Source organism: Acinetobacter sp. V89_4, from assembly GCF_029967875.1.
GTDB lineage: Bacteria > Pseudomonadota > Gammaproteobacteria > Pseudomonadales > Moraxellaceae > Acinetobacter > Acinetobacter oleivorans.
In genome coordinates this window covers 46,965-71,398 of record NZ_JASCAI010000028.1, presented here as the reverse complement: position 1 = coordinate 71,398, position 24,434 = coordinate 46,965, and the positions used below count along the sequence as shown (strand labels likewise).

The window sequence follows — 24,434 nt, the reverse complement described above, 5'->3', positions numbered from 1 at the left end:
CACTTGGGTTAAACGTGATGAACATAGAGTATTGAGGTTTTTGAGATGGATGAGAATAAAAGCAAAGCATTACAAGCCGCGCTAAGTCAAATTGAGAAACAATTTGGCAAAAATACGGTGATGCGTCTCGGTGACAACACTGTTCAAGCTGTTGAAGCTGTATCTACAGGCTCTTTGACTTTAGATATTGCATTGGGGATTGGCGGTTTACCAAAAGGTCGTATTGTAGAGATTTATGGTCCAGAATCTTCTGGTAAAACCACAATGACTCTACAAGCAATTGCACAATGTCAAAAAACTGGTGGTACTTGTGCCTTTATCGATGCAGAGCATGCATTAGATCCACAATATGCGCGTAAGCTTGGTGTAGACATTGATAATCTGCTTGTATCGCAACCTGATAACGGTGAACAAGCACTCGAAATTGCAGATATGCTCGTTCGTTCTGGTGCAATTGACTTAATCGTTGTCGACTCAGTCGCTGCACTTACTCCTAAAGCAGAAATTGAAGGTGAGATGGGTGACTCTCATATGGGCTTGCAAGCTCGTCTAATGAGTCAGGCACTTCGTAAAATTACGGGTAATGCTAAACGTTCAAACTGTATGGTTATCTTTATTAACCAGATCCGTATGAAGATTGGGGTAATGTTTGGTAGTCCAGAAACTACAACTGGTGGTAACGCATTGAAGTTCTACGCTTCTGTACGTTTAGATATCCGTCGTATTGGTCAAGTAAAAGAAGGCGATGAAATCGTTGGCTCTGAAACCCGAGTTAAAGTGGTTAAAAACAAAATGGCTCCTCCTTTCAGAGAGGCTATTTTCCAAATCCTATATGGTAAAGGCACAAACCAGCTAGGTGAACTTGTAGATTTAGCTGTACAACAAGATATCGTACAAAAAGCAGGTGCTTGGTATTCATATCAAGGTAATAAAATTGGTCAAGGTAAGAACAATGTTATTCGCCACTTTGAAGAAAATCCTCAAATGGCTGGAGAGATTGAACGTAATATCCGCGAACAGTTGTTAACAACAGGTACTAATACTGCTCAAGTTGAAGATGAAGAAGAAGCTGATCTTCTACTAGAATCTTAATTATTCATGAGCCTTAAAACGCCCTTCGGGGCGTTTTTTTACAAGGGAACCCTAATACTATGTTCAAAAGAACTGAAGAACAGTCTCAACAAAGAGCTTTGCTTACAGGTCAACGTTTACGCTCTTATGCTTTTGCTTTATTGACTCGTCGAGATTACTCCAAAGCAGAGCTTACTGAAAAATTAACTCGTTATGCACAAAACCCTGAAGAGGTTAAGCGACTTGTTGAAGAATTATCTGAACAAAACTATCAAAGTGATCAACGCGTTGCCGAATTAACATTAGCTAGCCAGATTCGTAAAGGCAAAGGTCCAAAACGTATTAAGCAAGCTTTAAAAACAAAACAAATCGAAAATGATTTAATTGCTGATGAAATTCATAATATTGATTGGGTAGAACAGGCTTATCAACTGAAAGTGAAGAAATTCGGTGAAGAAGTAGAAAAAGATCCTAAACTTAAAGCAAAACAGATGAGGTTTTTACAATATAGAGGATTTGATTTAGATGTAATTATGAAGGCAATCCAACGGAGAGTGGATTAAAAGAATGGTGGCAGCCCCACTAGCAAAACTTCGGCACATCATAGATCTGCTACCGTTGCTACCTTCCGGTCCTGGCGGGGTTCACAGAGTACAATTGCGAAGCCACCAGCGGGGCTACCATTGCAAAACAGAGTATAGAGATTTTTAAAATAGTTGCAAGCCTTCTTCACAGTTTTAAGCAAGTTTATGTTTCGATTGATTAATTCATCAGCAAAAAGCCTTAAATTCCTATACTTCTCTCCCCTATATTCTTTCTTGTATCTAATTTTGGATAAAATATGCTTGAAGATTGTAAACTATTCTTGCATTTATATTGTTAGCTGTTTTAATTGCATTGACCAATTAAAATCTTAGTTAGATAGTTAAGTGAATAGTTTATATATTCCTTTTTTAAGTTGGCTTTTACATAAAATTATGGACCTATACTCATGCGATTGATGAAGCATTCTTTCTTATTTATTGCCTTAATGAGCACTACCTCTCTCTATGCCAACATTCCAATTGAGTCTCGCGGTTTAAGCCAAAGTGGTGGTAGCGCAACTAATACTTCTTCTAATAATGTTTCGGTACCTAGTAATTTAAACTGGGAATTAATGCAAAAAAATCAACAATTAGAAAATGATATACGTACCCTGCGTGGGCAATTAGAAGAACAATCAAACGATATTGAACAATTGAAAAAAGATCTATCCAATCGCTACACAGACCTAGATCAACGCCTAGAACTCCTTAATCAGAAAGTTGATCCTGAAAGTGCACAATCAGATAATCCAACGAACAGTGATACTCCTGCTACGGCAAGCACAGAAACTCCTGCAGTTGAAAACAAAGTAGTCAATACTGCCCCAACAAGCAGCCCATCCACTACTCCTCCACCTCAACCGGAAGCCTCACAACCACCTTCACAAAACCAATCAAACCCTATAGAGCTTGAAAAGGCAGCTTACACGGTCGCTTTAGATGCCTATAAACAAGGTGGAGCAAAAAAAGCGATTGCTCCAATGCAGAACTTTATCAAAAATCATCCTAATAGCGTCTATACAGGGAATGCCTATTTTTGGTTAGCTGAGTTTAATTTAGCAACTGATCCAGTGAATTATAATGAAGCTAAAAAGAACTACAATGTAGTAGCAACTCGATATCCAAATTCGAGTAAAGCTCCTCGCGCCCTTTATCAACTCTATAGCATTGCTAAAGATGTCGATAAAAATACAGCTTCAGCAAACCAATATAAAACTAAAATTTTAAGTCAGTATCCAAAATCTGAAGAAGCCAAATTTTTTAATAAATAATAATTTTAAGAAAAAAAAGACACTGCAAAATGCAGTGTCTTTTTTTAATATATTTTCTTAACGCACAATACCACGTTCTGACTGTTCAACAGAGTCAATTAGTAATTGAGCTTCAGGAACATTCGGAAGAATATCATTTTTAATCTGCTCAACAGCTTGAACAGAAGTAAGGCCTGATTTAAAAATTAATTTATAAGCCTCTCTGAGACCTTGAATTGTATTCTTAGACCAACCCTTTCTACGCATTCCTTCGATATTAATACCGAATGCATGAGCTGGGTTACCAGAAGCCATAACGTAAGCTGGTACATCTTTTAAAATTAGTGATGCTCCACCCACCATACTGTAAGAATCAATTTTACAGAATTGATGAATACCAGAATTACCACCAATAATGATGTGATCACCTATGTGTACGTGCCCAGCGACACCAACGTTATTCGCAAAAATATTGTGATCACCAACAATACAATCATGTGCAATATGTGTATTAACCATCAATAGGTTATGACTTCCTATTTTAGTTAAAGCATTATCTTGCACAGTTCCTCTATGTAAACTGCAATGTTCACGAATTAAATTATGATCACCAATCTCTAACCAGGTTTCTTCACCTTGATATTTCAAATCTTGGCAAACCTCACCAACACTTGCGAACTGGAAAATCTCATTATTTTGACCAATTTTGGTAAAACCACCCACTACTACATGAGAATGAAGTTTAGTACCCGCACCAATCGTCACATTTGGACCGATAACGCAATAAGGTCCTATCTGGACATCTGGAGCAATCACTGCAGATGGATCAATAATGGCCGTAGAATGAATTAAGTCGTGATTGCTCATGCCTGCTCTGTTTTTTGGTGTGAAATCATAATTTCAGCGGTTGTTGCTACAATACCATCCACGGTAGCCGTACAATTATATTTGTAGATACCGCGTTTTTGCATTACTAATTCAGATTTTAATACAAGTTGGTCACCAGCAACTACTTGTTTTTTAAATCTAACTCTTTCCGCACCAGCAAAAAGGAATAAAGAACCAGGTTTTGGCGTTTCATTGTTCATAATAAACCCTAGAACACCTGAAACTTGAGCTAATGCTTCAACAATTAGAACACCAGGCATAATTGGATATTCTGGGAAATGTCCCTGTAGGAACTCTTCATTGATAGAAACATTTTTATAACCAACAATACTATTGTCAGTAACTTCAGTCACACGATCAACCAATAAGAAAGGATAACGATGCGGCAAATATTGACGAATCGTTTGAATCTGCATTGGTAATTCAGGGATGGCAAATTTAGGTGTAGTTGACTCGGTCATAATATTCTATTTACGCAAATTAAAGGTTGATTCAAGAGACTCTATTTGAGCTTGTATATGATCAAGTCGTTTAGTGATTTGGGTCAATGGCACATCTGCTAATTGTCGCAAGCGTACAATTGTCTTTTTCCAATGGCTATTTTCAAATAATCCAATTCCCGAAGAGTAAGTACCAGGTTCAGAAATATTTTTTGTGACCATTGACATTCCGGTCAAAGTCACGTTATCGGTAATAGAAAGGTGGCCTGATACACCGCAAGCCCCAGCTAGAATACAGTTTTTGCCAATTTTAACACTACCAGCAATTCCGCATTTAGCAGCGATAGCTGTATTTGAACCAATATGAACGTTATGCGCGATTTGCACAAGGTTATCAATAATTACCCCATCTTCCAAAATGGTGTTGTCGAGTGCACCTCGATCAATACTACAATTTGAACCAATGCGAACATCATTACCAATAACAACTGAACCCAATTGGGCAATACGATGCCACTTTCCTTGATATGGCGCAAAGCCAAAACCCTCACTACCAATTACAGTGCTTGCATGAACTCGCACACGATCAAATAACTTAGATCCACCCGTAATGGTGACATGAGCATCAATAAAACAATCTTTTCCAACTTCCACATTATCATCCAGTCGAGTATGAGACTGAATAATTGTGTTATCACCAACTACACAATTTTCGCCAATAACGACGTAATGACCAATATATGCTGTTTCAGAAATGATCGCAGAAGGATGAATTTGAGCAGTACTTTCTATACCCACCGATGTGATTTTTTTATCGAAAACATGTGTAAGGATAGCAAAAGCTAAATATGGATTATCAACAATAATAAAATTTTGTTTGTCAGGAAGCTGTTCTTTAATAAGGCTTGTAACAATGTACGCACCCGCACGGCTAGCCTTTGCTTGATCAATATACTTTTCGCCATTCACGAAAGCAATTTGATGAGTTTCAGCATTTTCTAAACTTGCTAAGTTTATAAATTGAAGACTACCCGTACCTACTAGCTCACCATTTACTAGGTGAGCTAGTTCATCTAAACGATAATGTTGCACTTTCATTAATTTATTTCATTGAATTAACCTTTTGTATCATTTTATCAGTTAAATCATATTTAGCGTCATAGGCAACAGTTGAATTTTTATTCAAAATAAAGTCAAGATTATTTTCTTTTCGTAATTGTTCAGCTGCTTGCTTCACACGAGTCTCAAAAGTTGAGTTCATTCCTTGCAAACTAGTTTGAACTTTTGACTGCAAACCTTGTTGAGTAGAATTAAATTCATTGAGTTTTGTTTGATATTGCGCCTGAAGCTTTTTGATATCATCTTCTTTCATTTTTTGCCCTTGAGTTTGGGCTTGACGTTGAAGACCTTCTAACTCTTTACCTAACTGCTCAAGACGAGTTGTGGTTGGCTTAACTGATTGATTTAAACTTGCGTTTTGTTGTTTCAAATAAGTACTGCTTTCAACAACTTTAGCAAGATCAATGACACCATAACCGGCAGCATTAGTCATGGCAGAAACTGTCAAACCTAGTCCTAACATTAATATATTTAATTTTTTCATTTAAATTTGTGTCCTTATTGCATGTTTATTCAAGTCGTACTTAGAAAGTACGACCGATTTCAAACTGGATCTCTTTAGTTTCATCACCAGGCTTATCATTTAGAGGGAATGCATAGCTAAGAGATAATGGTCCGATCATGGTGATCCATGTGAAGCCAACACCAACGCTATAACGCATATTACCTAAGTCGAAGCCATAGTTATCTTCACAGTATTTTTTAGCATCTGCAATTTGCTGACCATTCATAATCATAGAATAAGAACCAACGTCACACTTGGTATCGAATACCTGACCACCTTCAGCAAAAAGAACTGGTCGTACTTGACGAGTCCAATCTCCTTTGAATGGCAATGGTAAAGCAAGCTCTGTACCAAATTGCACAAGAGCGTTACCACCTACTTCCTCTGGAGAAGAGTCATTTTTACCTTCTTCTTGTAAATTTACACTTGAATATTTCGGACCCAAGGTACTGTTATCATAACCACGGACAGAACCATAACCACCCGCATAGAAGTTTTTATAGAATGGCAAATCATTACCATAGCCTAACTTACCATAGCCACGAAGTACAAAACCTGTAGTACCAATAGGGAAGAATGCCTGAGCGTCATAAGTTGCTTTTTGATAGTCGACATCACTACCTGGTAAACCAATTTCCAAACCTACACGATGTGACATACCTGATGTTGGGAAAATTGGGCGGTTTAATGTGTTATATGACCAACCTAAATTCAGGTTATAGGTAAAGAACTCACCTTCAAATGCATTTTCATAAGTTCTTTGGCCACCCTCCTTACATTCAGTACCAGTGATAACACCATCTTTATCTTTTATAGGAATTTGATTATCAATTGGACAGTAGGTCTCTGTGCCTGTCGCTTTACCACCATTAGCCTTCAAGTAGTCACGGACATAGGTAGAAACAAAGGGACCTGTGGTTACTTTAGTATTATCAATACCAACTGAGGCACTTAAACTTTGATTTTCATCAATTGGATAACCAAAACTTAAACTACCACCAAAACTATCTGTTACATAGTTATTAACGTTATAATCATCATTTAGCTTTGTTTTACGATAGTAAACGTTATAACCTCGGCTCACCCCATCAATTGTAAAGTAAGGGTCGGTAACACTTAAGTTATAGTAATCTTGAGTTTCAGAACGAGATAAATCAATCGCAACACGGTTACCCGTTCCCATAAAGTTAGTTTGGCTCAAACCTGCCTGGAATGTGATACCACCACTTTGTGAGTAACCTACCGCTAATGTTGTAGTTCCCGAGTGCTGTTCTTCAACATTTACGTTTAAATCCACCTGATCTGGTGAGTTTGGAATACGAGCCGGTTTAATATCAACAGTCTTGAAGAATCCTGTACGCTCTAAACGAACCTTCGATAAATCGATTTTTTCATTACTCGCTAAAGCGCCTTCCATTTGACGCATTTCACGACGTAATACTTCATCGGCAGTTTTACTATTACCTGTAAAATTAATACGACGCACAGTAACTTGCTGACCTGGATTTACATAGTAATTTAAGTCAACAACACCTGTATCATTATTAATTTGTGGAACAATATTCACATCTGCAAAGTAATAACCAGCATTACCGTATTTACGCAATAATAATTGCTTAACGGCATTTACTTTTTCTTGCGAATAAGTGTCACCATCTTTATAGATTTTTAAAGCTTGTAACTCTTCAGGTTTATAAAGTGCATCACCTAAAAATTTGGTTTGTCCAAATTTAAATTGACTACCTTCCTCTACAGCAACTTCAATAAAGATGTTCTTCTTATCTTCACTAATATTAAGCTGTGAGTTATTGATATGAAAATTGATATAACCCTTATTCAGATACATCGCACGCAAAGCTTCAAGGCTCGCTGCCATTTTCTCTCTAGCATAACGGTCATTACGAGTTACAATTGAAGCCCAACCGCTTTCTTTAACTGCGAAAGCTTGCTTAATCTCACTGTCTTTAAAAACTGTATTACCAATAATATTGATATTAAAAACTTTAGCCGCTGTACCTTCATTAAAATTTAATTTAAGTTCAACACGGTTATTTGGACGAGCTATCGTATCAACAGTTACATCAGCATCATAACGGCCTTGCTGGGTATATTGCTGCTCTAATTCAGTTTCAATTGTTTGTAAAGCTGACTTCTTAAAAACCTCGCCTTCAGCAATGCCCATTTTTTTGAGGCCTTGCTCTAAAGCCTCTTTAGGAATAAGTTTATTACCCTTAAATTCAAGTTTTGAAATAATTGGGCGCTCTACGACATTAAAAACTAAAGTATCGTTGTCTCTTGATGCTTTAATATCGTCAAAAAGTCCAGTGGCATACAATGTTCGAATTGCTTCTGCGATCATCGGTTCATTAACGCGATCGCCACTGTTGATTGGCAACATGGTAGAAACATTTGCAGGAGTAAGACGGACCAAACCATCTACACGAATATCTCGAACGACGAAATCATCAGCTGCATATGCTTGTTGTACCGCTGCCATAGCGCTAACAAGTGCCAAAGGCATTAAAAAATGTGTGTGCCGCATGCCAGTTTTTCCAGTAAGTTATAAATCCATATACGTTTACAAACGCATAAAATCGTTAAATAAAGCTAAAAGCATCATACTACCGAGCAGTACCATACCAATTTTTAGACCAAACATTTGTATTTGTTCAGAAACAGGCTTACCACGAATAGCTTCAATAATGTAATAAACGAGATGTCCACCATCTAGCATTGGAATTGGCAATAAATTTAAAATTCCAAGACTTACACTCATTAAAGCCATAAATGAGATAAAAGTCTGCCATCCCATTTCCGCACTTTGTCCCGCTACTTTCGCGATTGTAATTGGTCCAGAAAGATTCTCTAAACCAATTAAACCCTTAACCATTTTTACTATCGAACTCAATATCATGCTAGAGATTTGAGCAGTTTTCTCTAGTGACATCTCGAAAGCTTGTATTGGAGTATATTGAATTGTTTGCTTATATTCGTCAGGAATTGTAATTTTTCCTGCATCACTTTTCACACCCAAAACACCACTCACTTGCCCCATGTTATCTCGTTTCCCTTGAGGCATGACTTGCAAATGGACTAATTTACTATTACGCAAAACATCAATATTGAGTAATTTTTCTGGAGAATGTTGTACGACCTCGACAACATCAAACCAGTCTTTCATTGCTTGACCATTAATTGAAACAATACGATCACCCACTTTCATTCCTTGACGAATTGCAGCTCCATCTTGAGTCAATTCAGTAACAACAGCAGGAATAACAGGACGATATGGTAAAAAACCTAACACATCTAAAGCTGATTCATTCTGGTTTTTTAAGAAGTCTTTAATTGGTAAAACAATGTTCTTTTCAGTACCTGCACGGTCTACATCAACATTTACACTACCAGTTTCACCTACACGATCAATCAAAGCAAAGTTAAGCTTTTCCCAAGTTTGCGTTTCTTTTCCATCAACAGCAATAATCTTGTCACCAACTTGCATTTGTGCAGTTGCTGCTGGTGAGTTTGGTATAACTTTACCGACTCTAGTGTTCAGTTGTTCTTGTGCTGGTAAAAACAAGATCCAGAAAAGTAAGACAGCAAAAATCAGATTAATTAATGGACCAGCTGCAACAATTGCTATACGTTTCCATGGCTTTTGACGGTTAAATGCATAAGGTAAATCTTGCTCTGCAACATTACCTTCACGCTCATCAAGCATTTTTACATAGCCGCCCAATGGTAAAGCTGAAAGTTGATATTTGATTCCAGATTTTTTTGATGTCCACTTGAGTAATGTAGGCCCAAAACCAATCGAATACACTAAAACTTTAACACCCAGTTTTCGTGCTACCCAATAATGACCAAACTCATGAATTGCAATTAAAGGACCAAGTAAAAGAGCCGCTGCTGCAATCATAAATAATGCACTCATTTCAGCCTCCTATACTTGATATATATTGCTGTGCTACATGTCGTGCTATTTCATCTTTAGCTAAAATACACTCAATATTTTCAGCAACTGAATTTTCCAATTTTTGCAAAGTATGCTCTACCACTTGTGGGATATTTGTAAATCCAATCTGTTCCTTTAAAAATGCAGCCACAGCAACTTCATTTGCAGCATTTAAAATAGTAGGTGCCAAACCTCCCGCACGCATTGCCTGACGAGCCAAATCAAGTGCTGGGAATTTCTGAATATCTGGCGCTTGGAAATTAAGTTGAGAAAATTCAAACAAATCTAAAGCAGGAACACTCGTCTGTAAACGCTCAGGCCATGCTAGAGCATGTGCAATTGGCGTACACATATCCGGATTACCCATTTGCGCCAACGTTGAACCATCCACATATTGCACCATAGAATGAATAATACTTTGTGGATGAACAACAACTGTAACAAAATGTTCAGATATTGAAAACAAATGACATGCCTCGATCAACTCCAATCCTTTATTCATAAGAGTAGCTGAGTCAACTGAGATTTTCTGTCCCATAGACCAGTTGGGATGCTTACAAGCCTGTGCAGGAGTAACTTTTTCTAATTGTTCTAACGAATGGTTTAAAAATGGTCCACCTGAAGCGGTCAATAAGATTCTTGATACACCCTGTTGCGGTTGTCCATTTCTTTCAGCTTCTAAATAGTTATGAGGCAATGACTGAAAAATAGCGTTGTGTTCAGAATCTACCGGCAATAATAATGCCTGATGATCACGTGCTGCTTGCATCATGATTTCACCAGACATGACCAAAGCTTCTTTATTAGCAAGCAATACGCGTTTACCAGCTTTCACAGCAGCTAGAGTCGGTAACAAACCTGCAGCACCAACAATTGCAGCCATAACAACATCAACATCTGGATGTGAAGCAATGCTTATCAGGCCTTCCTCACCAACCAAAATTTCAATATTTTGTAATTTATTATATGCAAATAGAGCTGTTAATTCGGCAACTTTCCGCTCAGGAACGACCACAACTTTTGGTTGGAAATGTTTGCAAATTTCAACCAACTCAGAAATTCGACTATGAGCTGAAACCGCAAACACTGAATACTTATCAGGATGTTGATTTAAAATTTTTAAGGTACTTTGACCAATGGAACCGGTTACACCTAATATGCAAACAGATTGTGTCATCTATAAATCTACACCAATAAGTTTTAATATATACATTCCCGTTGCAAAGATCGGGGCTGCAGCAAGTAAAGAATCAATACGATCTAACACACCACCATGACCTGGTAAAACACGACCAGAATCTTTAATACCGGCACGACGTTTAATCATTGATTCAAATAAGTCACCTAAAACTGAACCAAATACCGTAATTAACGACAATATAAGAAACAGAATTTGCTGAATTAAATTTAAATTTAGATAATGATATTGCACAACCACCATTATTACTACGGTTGTAATAATACCACCATACAAACCTTCTACTGATTTATTAGGACTTACAGTCGGAGCTAATTTTCTTTTTCCAAATTTACGACCAACAAAGTAAGCACCACTATCCGCACCCCAAACGAGCAAGAACAGATACATTAACCACCATGGTGAACTTTGCCATACTACAAAAATTGATGTTACCGCAGCGCAGACTAAAATTATGCCAATTACATACAAGGTTGCGTTATACCAGCCATCAAATTCAGGAAATGACTTAACCCAATATACACTGACAATCCAAGTCAAAATTGAAGCAGACCACAAAAGTAATGCAATATCGTGGAAAAATAGGGCGACACCTGAAACAAATGCAACAAGCAGACCGTAACACCAAGCTTTAGGTTTTACAGCATTTGCAGTTTCGCGAGGCATTAATTTATACCACTCATACCCCGCTACCCCTGCTGCAACAATCATAAGAACCAACATTGGATAATGTGATTGCGTAGCAAACATACAGCCTAAAACAACTGCAACAAGTACCAATGCGGTAACAATCCGCTCTAACATTATAAATTCTCTATTTTCTCTTGCTGAATTTGTTCAGATGTTTTGCCAAAACGACGTTCACGCCCTGAAAAAACATTCAATGCATGATCGAACTCTTTTACTGTAAATTCTGGCCATAAAGCTTCGGTAAAATACAGTTCCGCATAAGCTGCTTGCCACAACAAGAAATTAGATATGCGATAATCTCCGCCTGTGCGGATTAGCAAGTCCACAGCCGGCAGATCGTTTAGACTGACATATTTTTCGAACAAATCAACATTTATTTGATCAGCACTAAATTCACCACGGGAAACGGCCTCTGCAACCTGTTTTGCTGCATTAGCAATGTCCCACATCCCACCATAGCTTATTGCAATGGTTAAGGTCATAGTGTCATGGTGTGCTGTCTGTTGCTCTGCATCTTCCATTAAGGCAACTAAGTGTGAGGATAATCGAGAACGATCACCGATAAAACGCAAAGCAATATTAAATTTCTTCATGCGAGGTATTTGCTCATGAATACTTTCTTCCAGAAGCTTCATAAGCAGATCGACTTCATACTGCGGTCGATTCCAATTTTCACTTGAAAATGCAAAAACAGTTAAAGCACGAATACCAGTTTTTTTACAATGTTCAACGATAGGATCAAGAACATTTTTACCTTCCCGATGCCCATCACCTTTTTGCATTTGATTTTTTTTTGCAAAGCGGTTGTTGCCATCCATAATGATGGCAACATGCTTGGGAAGATGATACTCTTCAGAATCGGTCATAAAAATTAGACCTTCATCAATTCTGCTTCTTTCGCTGCAAGACGCTTGTCTACTTCTGCAACATATTTGTCAGTAATTTTCTGAATATCATCACCTGCACGGCGCTCATCATCTTCAGAAATCTCTTTTTCTTTCAACAATGCTTTGATATCACCTAAAACATCACGACGAATATTACGAATCGCAACTTTTGCATTTTCAGCTTCGTTACGCGCAACTTTTTGCATATCACGACGTGTTTCTTCAGTTAATGCTGGTAAAGGTACACGAATTGCATCTGCTGTAATCGGGTTTAAACCAAGATCACTTTCACGGATTGCCTTATCAATAGCTGAAACCATTGTACGCTCAAATGGCTGAACAATAAGTGTACGAGAGTCTTCAACACCCACGTTTGCTACTTGATTTAATGGCACATCAGAACCGTAGTAAGGAACCATCACACCATTTAAGATTGATGGGTGTGCACGGCCGGTACGAACTTTAGCAAACCCGAGTTCTAAAGACTCTAGAGTTTTTAACATACGCTGTTCGCTGTCTTTTTTCAGATCGTTAATCATATGATCTACCTTACTTATTTATTCAAAGATATATTTAACAAATTTAATTTAGCGCTAGTATAAAGAGCTTTCAGTAACACGTACATTACTTAGTAACGCGCGTTCCTTCTTTTTCACCCATTACTACTGACAATAACGCACCTGATTTATTCATATCAAAAACTTGCAATGGCACATTATGGTCGCGACACAAACAAATAGCAGTCAAATCCATAACACCAAGCTTTTCATCTAACACTTGATCAAAAGTTAAATGATCGTATTTAACAGCATCATCATATTTACTTGGATCTTTATTATAAACGCCATCAACTTTAGTCGCTTTTAAAATCAAATTCGCTTCAATTTCGATACCGCGTAAACATGCTGCTGTATCCGTCGTGAAAAATGGATTTCCTGTACCCGCAACGAAAACACAAACTTCACCTTGACTCAAATGACGAATCGCATCACGACTTGAATAAGACTCTACCACTGTACCAATTGGTAATGCAGACATAAGACGAGTTCTGATATTACGACGAACTAGAGCATCACGCATAGCTAAGCCATTCATCACAGTTGCAAGCATACCCATTTGATCGCCTGTTACACGACCAACCAAGCCATCTTTTTGCAACTGACTACCACGGTACAAATTACCGCCACCCACAACGATACCCACTTGCACACCTAAACCAACCAAGTGCGCAATTGAAAGTGACATATGATCTAATACTTGGGCATCAATACCCATATCTTTATTACCTGACAATGCCTCACCAGATAATTTCAATAGAATACGTGAATAACGTGGGCTAATTGTTTCCGCCATGACTTTGCTCCAAAACCTCTTAAACTGAATGCTCTTTAAATATATTTCGATTAAACCGATTTAATTTTAATTAACTTTGCAAATAAATCGTATTCATCTGCATCGGTAATTTCGACTTCCAATATATCGCCCGGTTGAATAGTGCTCTTATCGATATCTTCTACAAACACATTACCGTCAATTTCCGGAGCATCGGCATAAGAACGTGCAACGGCAACAGGATATTCGTCTTCTAAACCATCGACTAATACAGTCATCGTTTGACCAATACGTTTTTGTAATTTGGCAGCAGATATTTGCTGCTGCACTTGCATAAAGCGCTCGTAACGCTCTTGCTTAATTTCTTCTGGCACATGATCGGGTAAATCATTTGCCGTAGCGCCTTCTACTGGTGAATAGGTAAAGCAGCCTACGCGATCAAGTTGAGCTTCAACTAACCAATCTAACAAAATCTGGAAGTCTTCTTCAGTTTCGCCTGGAAAACCAACCACAAAAGTAGAACGGATCACAAGATCAGGGCATTTTTCACGCCATAACTTAATTTTTTCTAGTGTATTTTCACTATGTGCCGGACGCTTCATTAATTTAAGAACGAGTGGGCTTGCATGTTGGAAAGGAATATCAAGATATGGCAGGATTTTACCTTGAGCCATTAAATCGATGACTGCATCAACATGTGGATATGGGTATACATAGTGTAGACGCACCCAGATGCCCAATTGGCCTAGTGCTTCACACATATCGAAGAATTTTGTCTTAACAGGCTGACCATTCCAGAAGTCAAGTTTGTACTTGGTGTCTACGCCATAAGCTGATGTATCTTGAGAAATAACCAAGATTTCTTTAACACCCGCTCTTTTAAGTGCTGCAGCTTCTTCCAATACACTACCAACTGGACGAGAAACCAAGTCACCACGCATACTTGGGATAATACAGAAGGTACAACGATGGTTGCATCCTTCAGATATTTTTAAATAGGCATAATGCTTTGGTGTTAAGCGAATTCCCTGTTCAGGAACCAAATCAATAAACGGATTATGTTTAGGTGGTGCTGGTACATATTCATGTACAGCTTCCATTACATCTTGATAAGCTGCCGCACCAGTAACCTTTAAAACGTTCGGATGCATTTGACGAATTTTATCTTCGTCTTTACCTAAGCATCCTGTAACGATTACTCGACCATTTTCACTCATGGCCTCGCCAATTGCATCTAGCGACTCTTGTACCGCAGATTCAATAAAACCACAGGTATTAACAACTACTAAATCAGCACCATCATAATCTGATGCAACTTGATAACCTTCAGTCTTTAACTGAGTTAAAATTCGTTCAGAATCTACCAATGCCTTAGGACAACCTAAAGAAACAAAACCGACTTTGGGGGTCTTCATGAATCTGCGCTCCACTTGAATGCGCGTATTGTATGTCTTTTCTTGTCTCAAGCATAGGTGGAAAGCCTACTCTTTGTGTAATGCACCAAAATACAACCAATATTTGCACCAAAACCCACCTTTGCACCAATTTAGATCATGTTATTATCTAGACTAAAGCTATTTGTTTTGATCAAAAGATATAAAGAACGATTTCAGCGCGTTTTTAAGTACCTTAAAACTTTAAAATAACCCATAAACAAAGTTGGCGTATATTTTGCATCGTTCATGTTCTATAACGGTGAAAATCCGATAACCAATGAAGATGCCATTGCGCTATTTTAAGACAGGAACGATTCGCTAATGGATCAACACAACCCTATCGACTATCGCCTATTGGTAGACAATTTAACTACTGCGATTTTATTAATCGATAGTAACTTGAATATTTTTTATTTAAATTCAGCCTGCGAAGCACTATTTGACATTAGTTTACTTCGCGCTTCAGGACAGCCTGTTTTAAATTTACTTCATGCGCCAGATGATACTTTTAATACACATGAAGCTTTATTAAACACTATAAAAACCGGACAACCTTATACGCGTCGAGAAGCTGTCATTAATGTCAACTTTAAAGACCTACATGTGGATTACACAGTTTCACAATTAAATGCTGGTAAAAGCTATCATCCATTATTGTTGATTGAGCTCAACCCAATTGACCGCATGTTAAAGATTTCAAAGGAAGAAAATCTTGTTCAACAACATCAGGTCGCTAGGCAGCTTGTGCGTGGCGTTGCTCATGAAATTAAAAACCCACTTGCAGGTATTCGGGGAGCAACCCAGTTACTCGCTCGCAGTTTAAATGATAAGACTTATGCTGAATTCACCGATGTCATCATTAATGAAGTAGATCGTTTAACTAACTTGGCTGACACCATGTTGGGCTCTAGACAATTACCAAGCTATGAAAATGTTAACGTACACGAACCTTTAGAACGAGTACGCTCTCTTATTGCGAACCAGACAAAGAAAAAAATTAAAATTATACGTGACTATGATTTGTCTTTACCTGATGTGAATGCCGATCGTGATCAGTTAATCCAAGTCATGCTCAACATTAGTGTAAATGCAATTCAGGCCATAACAGAGAATAAAGCATTCTTTATCGATCATGAACCAGAGCTAATTCTACGTACTCGCATACAACGACTTGTCACAATTAATGGTGTGCTGAATCGATCTACCGTGCGGGTTGATATTGAAGACAATGGGCCAGGTATACCTGAGAGTATCTTAGAGTCGGTATTTTACCCATTGGTTACTGGACGAGCAAAAGGTACTGGGCTTGGCCTGAGTATTGCACAGAATATTATGCATCAACATAACGGAATGATTGAATGCCAATCTGTTCCTGGAAAAACTATTTTTAGCTTATATTTACCTTGGGAGTCAGACCGTGTCGCGAAATAAAATATGGGTTATTGATGATGATCGCGCCATGCGATGGGTATTGGAAAAGACTTTTAAAGAAGAAGGCTTTGACGTTACCAATTTTGAGGAAGCTCAAACTGCGCTTGAACGTTTGCATCATGATGCTCCCGATGTCATCTTAACTGACATTCGAATGCCTGGAATTGATGGTTTAACTTTTTTATCTAAAGTCAAAAATACTCATCCGGATTTACCTGTCATTATTATGACAGCACATTCTGACTTAGAGTCTGCTGTATCAAGTTATCAAACAGGTGCATTTGAGTATTTACCAAAACCTTTTGATATTGATGAAGCTTTAGCTTTAGTCAATCGTGCAATTCTGCATATCAATAAACTACAACAACAAGAAGCTACAAAAACAGCTTCACCACTTCAATCAACAGAAATTATTGGTGAATCTCCTGCCATGCAGGAAGTTTTCCGTGCTATTGGTCGTTTATCTCAATCTCATATTACTGTTTTAATTAATGGTGAATCTGGTACAGGTAAAGAATTAGTTGCGCATGCTTTACACAAGCACTCACCACGCCGTGCGAAGCCTTTTATTGCCTTAAATATGGCAGCAATTCCAAAAGACTTGATTGAAACCGAGTTATTTGGTCATGAGAAAGGTGCCTTTACAGGCGCAAACACTCAACATCAAGGCCGCTTTGAGCAAGCAAATGGTGGAACTCTATTCCTTGATGAAATTGGCGACATGCCATTTGAAACACAGACTCGACTACTTCGTGTGCTCGCCGACGGTGAATTTTATCGTGTAGGTGGACATATTCCAGTTAAAGTTGATGTTCGAATTGTGGCAGCAACGCATCAGGACTTAGAAAAACTGGTGAATGAAGGCCGATTCCGTGAAGACTTATATCACCGCTTAAATGTAATTCGTATTCACATTCCTAAGCTTGCTCATCGTAGTGAAGATATACCAATGCTGGCTCAGCATTTTCTTGCACGTGCCGGTAAAGAACTTGGCGTGAGTCCAAAAATCTTACGTACTGAAACAACGGACTATATGCAACAGTTGCCGTGGCCTGGTAATGTTCGACAACTTGAAAACACGTGTCGCTGGTTAACTGTGATGATCACCGGACGTGAAGTTTATCCAGAAGATTTACCTTCTGAACTTAAACAAGTTCCATTGCAAAAGAATAGTGACTCTGGGCAACCTGCTCCTTCATTTGAACGCATTTCTCTACACCATTGGGATGAGTTACTAAATCAATGGGCAATTCAAAAGCTTAAGAATGGTGAAATGAAGATTTTGGATATTGCTACACCAATGTTTGAACGCACCTTAATTAACGCTGCTTTACAACAAACACGTGGACGCAAACGTCATGCTGCAGAATTACTGGGTTGGGGCCGTAACACCTTAACTCGCAAGTTAAAAGAACTTGGAATGGATTCTGCTGACGATGATGAAGAAGATGAACATAAGGTTAGCCAAACCGAGGCCTAAAAAGTGTAGTGCCTAAATCAGAAGCGGCTAAGAGTGTCTTAGCCGCTTTATTTTTGATTAGATTTCTTATTAATTTTAAAATTGAACATCAGGTTACATCATTAAATCATTTCAAAACTCACTCTAAGCTTCTATTTTCTATTCTTTTATTTTTTAAAATTTCTACTCACTGTTCAGCAGATGATCTAAAAAAATAGCGATGACCATCCTTAAAGATAGTTTTGCTATACTAAATAAGTAAAGTTAACTGTTGTTATGAAATTTTATGCATGATTCCGTCCTTGACCCACATCATTCAGTATGTGAAAAACCACAAACACGCAGAGGTATAGAACGTCGCCTAGCTCTATTGCTAAGTGCAACCGAGCTGTTTTTGGATAAAGGATATGATGCTGTTTCTCTTGATGACATTGTTAACCATGCAGGAGGTTCAAAAACTTCTATCTATAAATATTTTGGTAATAAAGAAGGACTTTTTACTGCTATTTGCGACTATAAACGTGAAATGTTTTTTAAGGACGTTTGCATTCCATTTCAACCAGAGAAAACTACTTTAAGAGAATACTTAATTCAAACGCTCAATCGTGTTTATGTTCACATCATTCAACCCGAGCATGTTGCATTTTTGCGACTCATTATTGAACAGACCGAGTGTAATACGGTCCTTATACAATATCTATATGACAAATGGGTACATAATTTACAGAATACACTTACCCAAGCATTAGAATTTGCAGACAAATCAGGCGAAATTACATGCCCTTCTCCTTATTATTCTTCACTCATGTATTTTGGGATTTTGCGCGATATTGAATGGCGCATGATTATGGGTATGCCAGCCCTACCAGATGAGCAGGAAGCCACTGATTATATTGAATATTGCGTAGATATTTTCTTAAAGGGCCATCATAAAGTCTAATTCTTTTGCATTTTAAAATGCTTATAGTATAGTAGACTTCTTTTTTCCCACCTCCACCCAGCCAACAACAGATAATTGTTGTATTTCATAACGATTATTATGGAGTAGCTACATGGCTCTAAGACATTTCCTGACTTTACGTGATCTATCCACTCTAGAACTTAATCGCATTTTAGAACGCGCAAGCGAACTTAAAAAAATGCAGCATGACAATAAGGTATATCAACCTTTTGTTGGTAAAGTATTGGGAATGATTTTTGAGAAATCAAGCACGCGTACTCGTATCTCTTTTGAAGCAGGCATTAACCAATTTGGTGGTAGCGCGATTTTCCTATCACCTCGAGACACACAATTAGGCCGCGGCGAACCAATTGAAGACTCAGCACGTGTAATTTCTAGTATGCTTGATATTGTGATGATTCGTACTTTTGGTCATGACATTGTTGAACGTTTTGCATCGTATTCAAAAGTTCCTGTGATTAACGGTTTAACAGATGACCATCATCCTTGCCAGTTACTTGCAGATTTACAGACTTATAATGAACACCGCGGTAGTATTAAAGGTAAAACCGTTGCTTGGATTGGTGATGGCAATAATATGTGTAACTCATATATTGAAGCTGCACATATGATGGGCTTTAAACTTAAAATTGCATCGCCAAAAGGATATGAGCCTAAACCTGAATTTTTAGCAGAGTTTGGTCATTGTGTGGAAGTTTTTGACAACGCAGAAGATGCTGCTGTAAATGCTGACCTCATTGTGACAGATGTATGGGCAAGCATGGGACAAGAAGAAGAACAGAAGCTTCGTGAAAGAGCTTTTGCAGCTTTTCAAGTCAATGAAAAATTAATGGGACTTGCTCATCCTGAATGTTTATTCATGCACTGCTTACCAGCTCATCGTGGCGAAGAAATTTCTGAAACTATGCTTGATCATAAAAATGCAGTGGTATGGGATGAAGCCGAAAATCGTCTTCATGCTCAAAAAGCTTTAGTAGAATTTTTATTGAATGAAAATTCTACTAAAGCTTAATTATTTAGACAAAAAAACAGCATCTTTATGATGCTGTTTTTTTATTTTATAAAACTTGTACTTTTCCAGTTAATTATTTTTAAAGTTTTGATAACGTTGTCGAATATATAAGCAGGCTGTATTTCAACTATTCCCTAGAATCGTGTATAACATTCTACACAATAAGCTAAGCCTACTCTCGTAGAGTGCGATCATGACTACCCTTGAACAATCATTATCTCAAATTCCCGCATTTTCAATTATTCATGAACATTTATTTAGTTCAGCACAGCCTTCTGCTGAACAACTGAAACTAATTAAAGAATATGGTTGTAGTACCGTCATTAATCTCGCTTTAAGTAACGCACCAAATCATATTGAAAATGAAGATCGTATTTGTTTAGACCTCGGTTTAAATTACATCCATATTCCAATTGACTGGGAAACTCCATCGGCTGAGCAATGTTTATTGGTACTCGATCTTATTGATCATTTAGTCCAGAATGAAATTGTCTGGATTCACTGTTCTAAAAACGATCGCTCTAGCTGCCTGATGTATGTCTATAGACAGTTTTATATGAATATGGATATGCCTACTTCTCAAGATTTACTTCATGAAATTTGGGAACCCAATGAAACTTGGACAGGGCTTATTCATAGTATTACCTTACAGCTACAAGGCCGTAAGGCAACTCTTGAGCTTCAGCAGTCTTTGCAACAAGCCGATCACTTGGTGTGATGAGAGACTAAAACAGTTGCTGTAGCTAAAATCCCTTCTTGACGACCGGTAAACCCAAGTTTTTCGGTTGTCGTTGCTTTAATACTGATTTGATTAACATCTACATTTAAAACATCAGCAATACTTTGACGCATTTCCAAATTATGTTTAGCTAATTTTGGACGCTCACAAGCCACCGTAATATCCGCATTATTTAACTGATAACCACGATCTAAGATTAACTGGTAAACATGCTTTAATAGTACTCGACTGTCCGCACCCTTAAATTCTGGGTCAGTGTCAGGAAAATGTTGCCCTATATCTCCAAGTGCCAAACTACCTAACAATGCATCACACAAAGCATGGAGTACAACATCACCATCAGAGTGCGCTTTCAAGCCATGCGTATGTGGAATTTGAATGCCAGCCAATGTAACGAAGTTCCCCTCTTCAAAGGCATGCACATCCATTCCTTGTCCAATGCGAATTTGAGCAACCATATAACTATTACCTTCCATAAAAACTTAAGAAATCTTGTATTCAGCCTTTCTGTTTCGCTATAGTACACCTAGCAAAGTAGACTGAAAGTATAAGCGATCATGCTGTCTAATACTGATATGAATCAATTGAAAAGATTAAGTTTTGCCGTGACACTGAGTTGTTTATGTTCATCTCATGTTTTTGCAGAACCAATAGACTGTTCCAATCGTGGAGCTGAGCTTAAGATCTGTTCAAAAACATTTAGTGAATCAAGAAAGCAACTCAATAATAAATATCTTTCTGCATATTTAGTTACTGATGCCCCCTTACAGCTTTTGCAGGATACACAAAAGTTATGGTCTAAACATACTCAGCAATGCAAGAGTAATTCATGTTTTCAACAACAGTTTGATTTACGAACTGACGACCTAAATTTTTATGCATCGCTTAAGCAAACGCTTACCCAACATTATCTTAAGTTTGAAAATGGACGTCTAGCAGCACAACCTGTTCACATTCAGGTCCATCAGCTCGCGAAAGATAAAATCAAGATTGAAGGAATAGCATACCGAAATCCAAATAACCGCAAAGAAACTCAAACGATTTCTTTGATGGCCTATAGTTCACCTGAACAAAAAAATGAAATTTTAGACAATGAGCATAACTGCAAATATCAGTTTAATTTCCAAAAAGCTTTACTAAATGTGAAAACTCAGCAAAAAGGCTGTGAGCGTTTTAGCGGAATCTACCGATTATATGATTAGTGCTTTAAGTAAAAAGCCAGTGTTTGCACACTGGCTTTTTACTTTCTAAATTGGATATTTTTGAGCAATATCCTGACCCACTAAAACTGCGGTTGCCGCAGACAAAGTCCATCCTAAATGCCCGTGTCCTGTATTATAAAAAATACGAGGTTGTCTAGACTGCTTCACCACAGGTAGCATATTAGGCATCATTGGTCTTAACCCTGCCCAAGGTACGACATGCTCAGTTGAAATATCAAAGTTACGGTTTACCCAATTTACTAAAGGTTGAATACGATCAGCCCGTATATCGCGGTTGTAACCATTAAATTCAGCTGTTCCCGCCACGCGCAACCGATCTTTACCCAAACGAGAAGTCACAATTTTAGCGCTCTCATCTAGTAAACTAACCCACGGTGCATTCTTTACACTTTGCTCATCTTTTAATTGCACGGTAATTGAATAACCTTTTACTGGGTAGACATTTACTCGCTCTCCAATCATATCAGCGAGTTGATAACTTCCCACACCACCGCAAACTACAAGCACATCACCTTCGATTTGGATGCTATCGGATTCAACAAGATAAGGATGCTCTGCGCTTGGCTGACAACTTACGATCACTTTGTCTGGATGACACTTAATATCTATAACTTCCAGGCCAAATTTATACTCAACGCCGTATTGTTTAGTCTTTTCAGCCAAAGAAGTTGAATATTTATGAATATCTCCCGTTGCATCACTTGGTGTGTAATAACCACCAAAATATTCACCTGTTAATGATGGTTCTATGGTTTTCATCTCATCAGGTGAAACTGAATAGCGCTCTAATGTACCTTTGTTCAATACATTGTTCACTTGTTTAGCAATCTCGTAGTCAGCCTTACTATGATACATATGGAGAATTCCACGTTTCTCCAAATCAAACTCGAGCTGCTCTTTTTCAGCAACCTCAAATAAACGCTTACGAGCAAGTAATGCCAAACGGACCGTCTCAATCGTGTTTGCTTCATAGTTTTTAATATGGGATAAAAACTCAACTAGCCAGCTATATTTATGCAAACTAAATGAAGGATTCAGCAGTAGCGGTGCATCTTTTTGTCTCATCCACTTAAAGCCTTTAACTACAGTGGCTTTTTGGTTCCATACCTCGGCATTACAAGCCGATAATTGCCCTCCATTGGCAAATGATGTTTCCATTGCAGGATATAGATGTCGATCAATCACTGTGACTTTATAACCCAGTTGCGACAATTCATAAGCAGAGGTAACCCCTGTGATTCCCGCACCTATCACAATAACATGTGGCATAACAGACTCCTCAGAAATGCAAAACATTTCATCAGTACAGCCCATCTGTCATTGGTACCTGAGAGTTTCGACCCCAACGTTACCTTTTAACGTTTAGATCTTCCCCTTCGGTGAGTTTATAATTTATAAGTTATTATTTTCAATTCTTATAAATCTAAGCTTCTCTCCAGATTTTTTAATTATTACAGTCCTTCTGCCTGAGAGTTTCCGGGCTTGTTGCTCCTTCGGCGGGTTCTTTCGAACCTCTCTCCCGCAATAATTTTGTATTTATATAAGCAATGTATCTGCCACTTTAGAAAAAACGCATTCTTTTCTTGTAAACTTTTGTACCAGTAATTATCAAGTTATAAGTCATTAATTTAATTATAAAAATAAAAAAGGTGAATTTCCATAAATTCACCTTTTGTGCTTAATTAGAATTTTCCATTGAGCACTGGGTCTGAAACTGTACCCTTCCATTGCTCACGCAAGGTTGGTAAATAAAATTTCTCACCAATAGTGACCAATTCCGCATCAATTAATGCGTGAACTTCGTGCATAAAAATATAATCAAGTGCAACCAAAGAGAGCTGATGATTTTTTTGTGCTGTTTTCTTACGTTTCGCTTGAGCTTGTTTCACTAACTCATTCGCAAAGTTTTTATCTTTATAAGCCGTAATTGCATTTAAACGGAGTTCAATAACACCCCATCCAGCTAATAGCTTTTTAAAGACATCAAAATCTTCTGAAGTTGATTCCCATGTTACATTTTCTAAATCATTATCATCAGGTAAAACTGGCAATAACAGGTCACCTGTACTTGGGAAAATCTTTTTAAGATTTAACAGAAACTTAACAGGCTGATCACCGGGATAATCATTAAATTGCACATGTTGTTGAGTATCTGTCAAATAAATAGAGAGCATTCAAAAATCCTTAGCTAAGCTTCTGTTTTTAATTGCTTTATCTTCAATCTTGCAAAATAAATGCAAAACAAAAACAATAT

Annotated in this window: 24 protein-coding genes, 1 other RNA gene and 1 riboswitch; of the genes, 9 read left to right on the top strand and 16 right to left on the bottom strand. The window is 37.8% G+C overall.

What is annotated here, in order from left to right:
- Positions 1 to 45: 45 nt before the first annotated feature.
- The gene (gene recA / locus QLG01_RS11965) at positions 46 to 1,092 is read left to right on the top strand and encodes a recombinase RecA (protein WP_049836882.1); all 1,047 of its coding nucleotides are present in this window, start codon (positions 46 to 48) and stop codon (positions 1,090 to 1,092) included.
- 59 nt (positions 1,093 to 1,151) lie between these two features.
- Positions 1,152 to 1,634: a regulatory protein RecX gene (locus QLG01_RS11960; protein WP_005306262.1), complete on the top strand. Its 483-nt coding sequence runs from the start codon at positions 1,152 to 1,154 to the stop codon at positions 1,632 to 1,634.
- 14 nt (positions 1,635 to 1,648) lie between these two features.
- Here the strand turns inward: QLG01_RS11960 and ffs are convergent.
- Positions 1,649 to 1,745, bottom strand: an RNA gene (gene ffs, locus QLG01_RS11955) — signal recognition particle sRNA small type.
- 317 nt (positions 1,746 to 2,062) lie between these two features.
- Here ffs and QLG01_RS11950 point away from each other — a divergent pair.
- Complete coding sequence (locus QLG01_RS11950; RefSeq protein WP_282496516.1) at positions 2,063 to 2,926, top strand: YbgF trimerization domain-containing protein; 864 nt, start codon at positions 2,063 to 2,065, stop codon at positions 2,924 to 2,926.
- Positions 2,927 to 2,983: 57 nt separating this feature from the next.
- Here the strand turns inward: QLG01_RS11950 and lpxA are convergent, their stop codons facing one another.
- From lpxA to rimO, 12 genes are all read right to left on the bottom strand, one after another.
- On the bottom strand, positions 2,984 to 3,772 hold the full coding sequence (lpxA, locus tag QLG01_RS11945) for an acyl-ACP--UDP-N-acetylglucosamine O-acyltransferase (protein ID WP_003652175.1): 789 nt from the start codon (positions 3,770 to 3,772) through the stop codon (positions 2,984 to 2,986).
- On the bottom strand, positions 3,769 to 4,254 hold the full coding sequence (gene fabZ / locus QLG01_RS11940; protein ID WP_003652176.1) for a 3-hydroxyacyl-ACP dehydratase FabZ: 486 nt from the start codon (positions 4,252 to 4,254) through the stop codon (positions 3,769 to 3,771). Before fabZ ends, lpxA begins: the two co-directional genes overlap by 4 nt.
- A 6-nt stretch (positions 4,255 to 4,260) precedes the next feature.
- Positions 4,261 to 5,331 (bottom strand): UDP-3-O-(3-hydroxymyristoyl)glucosamine N-acyltransferase, encoded by a 1,071-nt coding sequence (lpxD, locus tag QLG01_RS11935; RefSeq protein ID WP_049836884.1) that lies wholly within the window; start codon positions 5,329 to 5,331, stop codon positions 4,261 to 4,263.
- Between the two features lie 4 nt (positions 5,332 to 5,335).
- Positions 5,336 to 5,836 carry an OmpH family outer membrane protein gene (locus QLG01_RS11930; protein WP_049836885.1) on the bottom strand — a complete coding sequence of 167 codons (501 nt, stop codon included), beginning with the start codon at positions 5,834 to 5,836 and terminating at the stop codon, positions 5,336 to 5,338.
- Positions 5,837 to 5,876: 40 nt separating this feature from the next.
- Entirely contained in the window at positions 5,877 to 8,399 is a 2,523-nt protein-coding gene (gene bamA, locus QLG01_RS11925; RefSeq protein ID WP_174765175.1) for an outer membrane protein assembly factor BamA, read from the bottom strand.
- Positions 8,400 to 8,435: 36 nt separating this feature from the next.
- Positions 8,436 to 9,791 carry an RIP metalloprotease RseP gene (gene rseP, locus QLG01_RS11920; protein WP_282496514.1) on the bottom strand — a complete coding sequence of 452 codons (1,356 nt, stop codon included), beginning with the start codon at positions 9,789 to 9,791 and terminating at the stop codon, positions 8,436 to 8,438.
- Position 9,792: 1 nt separating this feature from the next.
- Positions 9,793 to 10,989, bottom strand: coding sequence for a 1-deoxy-D-xylulose-5-phosphate reductoisomerase (ispC, locus tag QLG01_RS11915; protein WP_282496513.1), 1,197 nt, complete (start codon positions 10,987 to 10,989; stop codon positions 9,793 to 9,795).
- Positions 10,990 to 11,814: a phosphatidate cytidylyltransferase gene (locus QLG01_RS11910; RefSeq protein ID WP_013197487.1), complete on the bottom strand. Its 825-nt coding sequence runs from the start codon at positions 11,812 to 11,814 to the stop codon at positions 10,990 to 10,992.
- On the bottom strand, positions 11,814 to 12,566 hold the full coding sequence (uppS, locus tag QLG01_RS11905; protein WP_004791854.1) for a polyprenyl diphosphate synthase: 753 nt from the start codon (positions 12,564 to 12,566) through the stop codon (positions 11,814 to 11,816). The genes QLG01_RS11910 and uppS overlap by 1 nt, the downstream gene beginning before the upstream one ends.
- 5 nt (positions 12,567 to 12,571) lie before the next feature.
- Positions 12,572 to 13,126 carry a ribosome recycling factor gene (frr, locus tag QLG01_RS11900; RefSeq protein ID WP_192836903.1) on the bottom strand — a complete coding sequence of 185 codons (555 nt, stop codon included), beginning with the start codon at positions 13,124 to 13,126 and terminating at the stop codon, positions 12,572 to 12,574.
- Positions 13,127 to 13,211: 85 nt separating this feature from the next.
- Complete coding sequence (pyrH, locus tag QLG01_RS11895) at positions 13,212 to 13,940, bottom strand: UMP kinase (RefSeq protein ID WP_004791851.1); 729 nt, start codon at positions 13,938 to 13,940, stop codon at positions 13,212 to 13,214.
- Positions 13,941 to 13,990: 50 nt separating this feature from the next.
- The gene (rimO, locus tag QLG01_RS11890; protein ID WP_282496512.1) at positions 13,991 to 15,334 is read right to left on the bottom strand and encodes a 30S ribosomal protein S12 methylthiotransferase RimO; all 1,344 of its coding nucleotides are present in this window, start codon (positions 15,332 to 15,334) and stop codon (positions 13,991 to 13,993) included.
- Positions 15,335 to 15,676: 342 nt separating this feature from the next.
- Between rimO and glnL the strand changes: the two genes are divergently transcribed.
- The 5 genes from glnL to QLG01_RS11860 all read left to right on the top strand — a co-directional run bounded on the left by glnL (position 15,677) and on the right by QLG01_RS11860 (position 20,936).
- Positions 15,677 to 16,786 carry a nitrogen regulation protein NR(II) gene (gene glnL / locus QLG01_RS11880; RefSeq protein WP_004791847.1) on the top strand — a complete coding sequence of 370 codons (1,110 nt, stop codon included), beginning with the start codon at positions 15,677 to 15,679 and terminating at the stop codon, positions 16,784 to 16,786.
- Positions 16,773 to 18,266, top strand: coding sequence for a nitrogen regulation protein NR(I) (gene glnG / locus QLG01_RS11875; protein WP_004791845.1), 1,494 nt, complete (start codon positions 16,773 to 16,775; stop codon positions 18,264 to 18,266). Before glnL ends, glnG begins: the two co-directional genes overlap by 14 nt.
- Before the next feature lie 265 nt (positions 18,267 to 18,531).
- A complete protein-coding gene (locus QLG01_RS11870; protein ID WP_192453979.1) occupies positions 18,532 to 19,185 on the top strand; it encodes a TetR/AcrR family transcriptional regulator in 654 nt (217 codons plus the stop codon).
- A 112-nt stretch (positions 19,186 to 19,297) separates the two neighbouring features.
- Positions 19,298 to 20,218 carry an ornithine carbamoyltransferase gene (gene argF / locus QLG01_RS11865; protein ID WP_282496511.1) on the top strand — a complete coding sequence of 307 codons (921 nt, stop codon included), beginning with the start codon at positions 19,298 to 19,300 and terminating at the stop codon, positions 20,216 to 20,218.
- 193 nt (positions 20,219 to 20,411) lie between these two features.
- The gene (locus tag QLG01_RS11860) at positions 20,412 to 20,936 is read left to right on the top strand and encodes a protein tyrosine phosphatase family protein (RefSeq protein WP_004791839.1); all 525 of its coding nucleotides are present in this window, start codon (positions 20,412 to 20,414) and stop codon (positions 20,934 to 20,936) included.
- Here QLG01_RS11860 and ispF read toward each other — a convergent pair.
- Complete coding sequence (ispF, locus tag QLG01_RS11855; protein ID WP_282496510.1) at positions 20,924 to 21,415, bottom strand: 2-C-methyl-D-erythritol 2,4-cyclodiphosphate synthase; 492 nt, start codon at positions 21,413 to 21,415, stop codon at positions 20,924 to 20,926. The genes QLG01_RS11860 and ispF overlap by 13 nt on opposite strands.
- A gap of 99 nt (positions 21,416 to 21,514) precedes the next feature.
- Here ispF and QLG01_RS11850 point away from each other — a divergent pair, with 99 nt between their 5' ends.
- A complete protein-coding gene (locus QLG01_RS11850; RefSeq protein WP_013197483.1) occupies positions 21,515 to 22,159 on the top strand; it encodes a hypothetical protein in 645 nt (214 codons plus the stop codon).
- Positions 22,160 to 22,204: 45 nt separating this feature from the next.
- Here the strand turns inward: QLG01_RS11850 and QLG01_RS11845 are convergent, their stop codons facing one another.
- Positions 22,205 to 23,449, bottom strand: a complete 1,245-nt coding sequence (locus tag QLG01_RS11845; RefSeq protein ID WP_282496509.1) for a D-amino acid dehydrogenase — start codon at positions 23,447 to 23,449, stop codon at positions 22,205 to 22,207.
- 175 nt (positions 23,450 to 23,624) lie between these two features.
- Positions 23,625 to 23,712: riboswitch (glycine riboswitch) on the bottom strand.
- A gap of 150 nt (positions 23,713 to 23,862) precedes the next feature.
- Positions 23,863 to 24,354 (bottom strand): hypothetical protein, encoded by a 492-nt coding sequence (locus QLG01_RS11840; RefSeq protein ID WP_004791829.1) that lies wholly within the window; start codon positions 24,352 to 24,354, stop codon positions 23,863 to 23,865.
- Positions 24,355 to 24,434: the final 80 nt, after the last annotated feature.

Excerpts from the sequence above, each read along its gene's own strand:
- ispF (WP_282496510.1), bottom strand. The coding sequence starts at position 21,415 with ATGGTTGCTCAAATTCGCATTGGACAAGGAATGGATGTGCATGCCTTT.
- QLG01_RS11930 (WP_049836885.1), bottom strand. The coding sequence starts at position 5,836 with ATGAAAAAATTAAATATATTAATGTTAGGACTAGGTTTGACAGTTTCT.
- QLG01_RS11910 (WP_013197487.1), bottom strand. The coding sequence starts at position 11,814 with ATGTTAGAGCGGATTGTTACCGCATTGGTACTTGTTGCAGTTGTTTTA.
- ispC (WP_282496513.1), bottom strand. The coding sequence starts at position 10,989 with ATGACACAATCTGTTTGCATATTAGGTGTAACCGGTTCCATTGGTCAA.
- QLG01_RS11860 (WP_004791839.1), top strand. The coding sequence starts at position 20,412 with ATGACTACCCTTGAACAATCATTATCTCAAATTCCCGCATTTTCAATT.
- frr (WP_192836903.1), bottom strand. The coding sequence starts at position 13,126 with ATGATTAACGATCTGAAAAAAGACAGCGAACAGCGTATGTTAAAAACT.
- glnL (WP_004791847.1), top strand. The coding sequence starts at position 15,677 with ATGGATCAACACAACCCTATCGACTATCGCCTATTGGTAGACAATTTA.
- QLG01_RS11840 (WP_004791829.1), bottom strand. The coding sequence starts at position 24,354 with ATGCTCTCTATTTATTTGACAGATACTCAACAACATGTGCAATTTAAT.
- argF (WP_282496511.1), top strand. The coding sequence starts at position 19,298 with ATGGCTCTAAGACATTTCCTGACTTTACGTGATCTATCCACTCTAGAA.
- QLG01_RS11870 (WP_192453979.1), top strand. The coding sequence starts at position 18,532 with ATGCATGATTCCGTCCTTGACCCACATCATTCAGTATGTGAAAAACCA.
- QLG01_RS11960 (WP_005306262.1), top strand. The coding sequence starts at position 1,152 with ATGTTCAAAAGAACTGAAGAACAGTCTCAACAAAGAGCTTTGCTTACA.
- pyrH (WP_004791851.1), bottom strand. The coding sequence starts at position 13,940 with ATGGCGGAAACAATTAGCCCACGTTATTCACGTATTCTATTGAAATTA.
- recA (WP_049836882.1), top strand. The coding sequence starts at position 46 with ATGGATGAGAATAAAAGCAAAGCATTACAAGCCGCGCTAAGTCAAATT.
- bamA (WP_174765175.1), bottom strand. The coding sequence starts at position 8,399 with ATGCGGCACACACATTTTTTAATGCCTTTGGCACTTGTTAGCGCTATG.
- rimO (WP_282496512.1), bottom strand. The coding sequence starts at position 15,334 with ATGAAGACCCCCAAAGTCGGTTTTGTTTCTTTAGGTTGTCCTAAGGCA.
- QLG01_RS11845 (WP_282496509.1), bottom strand. The coding sequence starts at position 23,449 with ATGCCACATGTTATTGTGATAGGTGCGGGAATCACAGGGGTTACCTCT.
- QLG01_RS11950 (WP_282496516.1), top strand. The coding sequence starts at position 2,063 with ATGCGATTGATGAAGCATTCTTTCTTATTTATTGCCTTAATGAGCACT.
- uppS (WP_004791854.1), bottom strand. The coding sequence starts at position 12,566 with ATGACCGATTCTGAAGAGTATCATCTTCCCAAGCATGTTGCCATCATT.
- fabZ (WP_003652176.1), bottom strand. The coding sequence starts at position 4,254 with ATGACCGAGTCAACTACACCTAAATTTGCCATCCCTGAATTACCAATG.
- lpxD (WP_049836884.1), bottom strand. The coding sequence starts at position 5,331 with ATGAAAGTGCAACATTATCGTTTAGATGAACTAGCTCACCTAGTAAAT.
- QLG01_RS11850 (WP_013197483.1), top strand. The coding sequence starts at position 21,515 with ATGCTGTCTAATACTGATATGAATCAATTGAAAAGATTAAGTTTTGCC.
- lpxA (WP_003652175.1), bottom strand. The coding sequence starts at position 3,772 with ATGAGCAATCACGACTTAATTCATTCTACGGCCATTATTGATCCATCT.
- rseP (WP_282496514.1), bottom strand. The coding sequence starts at position 9,791 with ATGAGTGCATTATTTATGATTGCAGCAGCGGCTCTTTTACTTGGTCCT.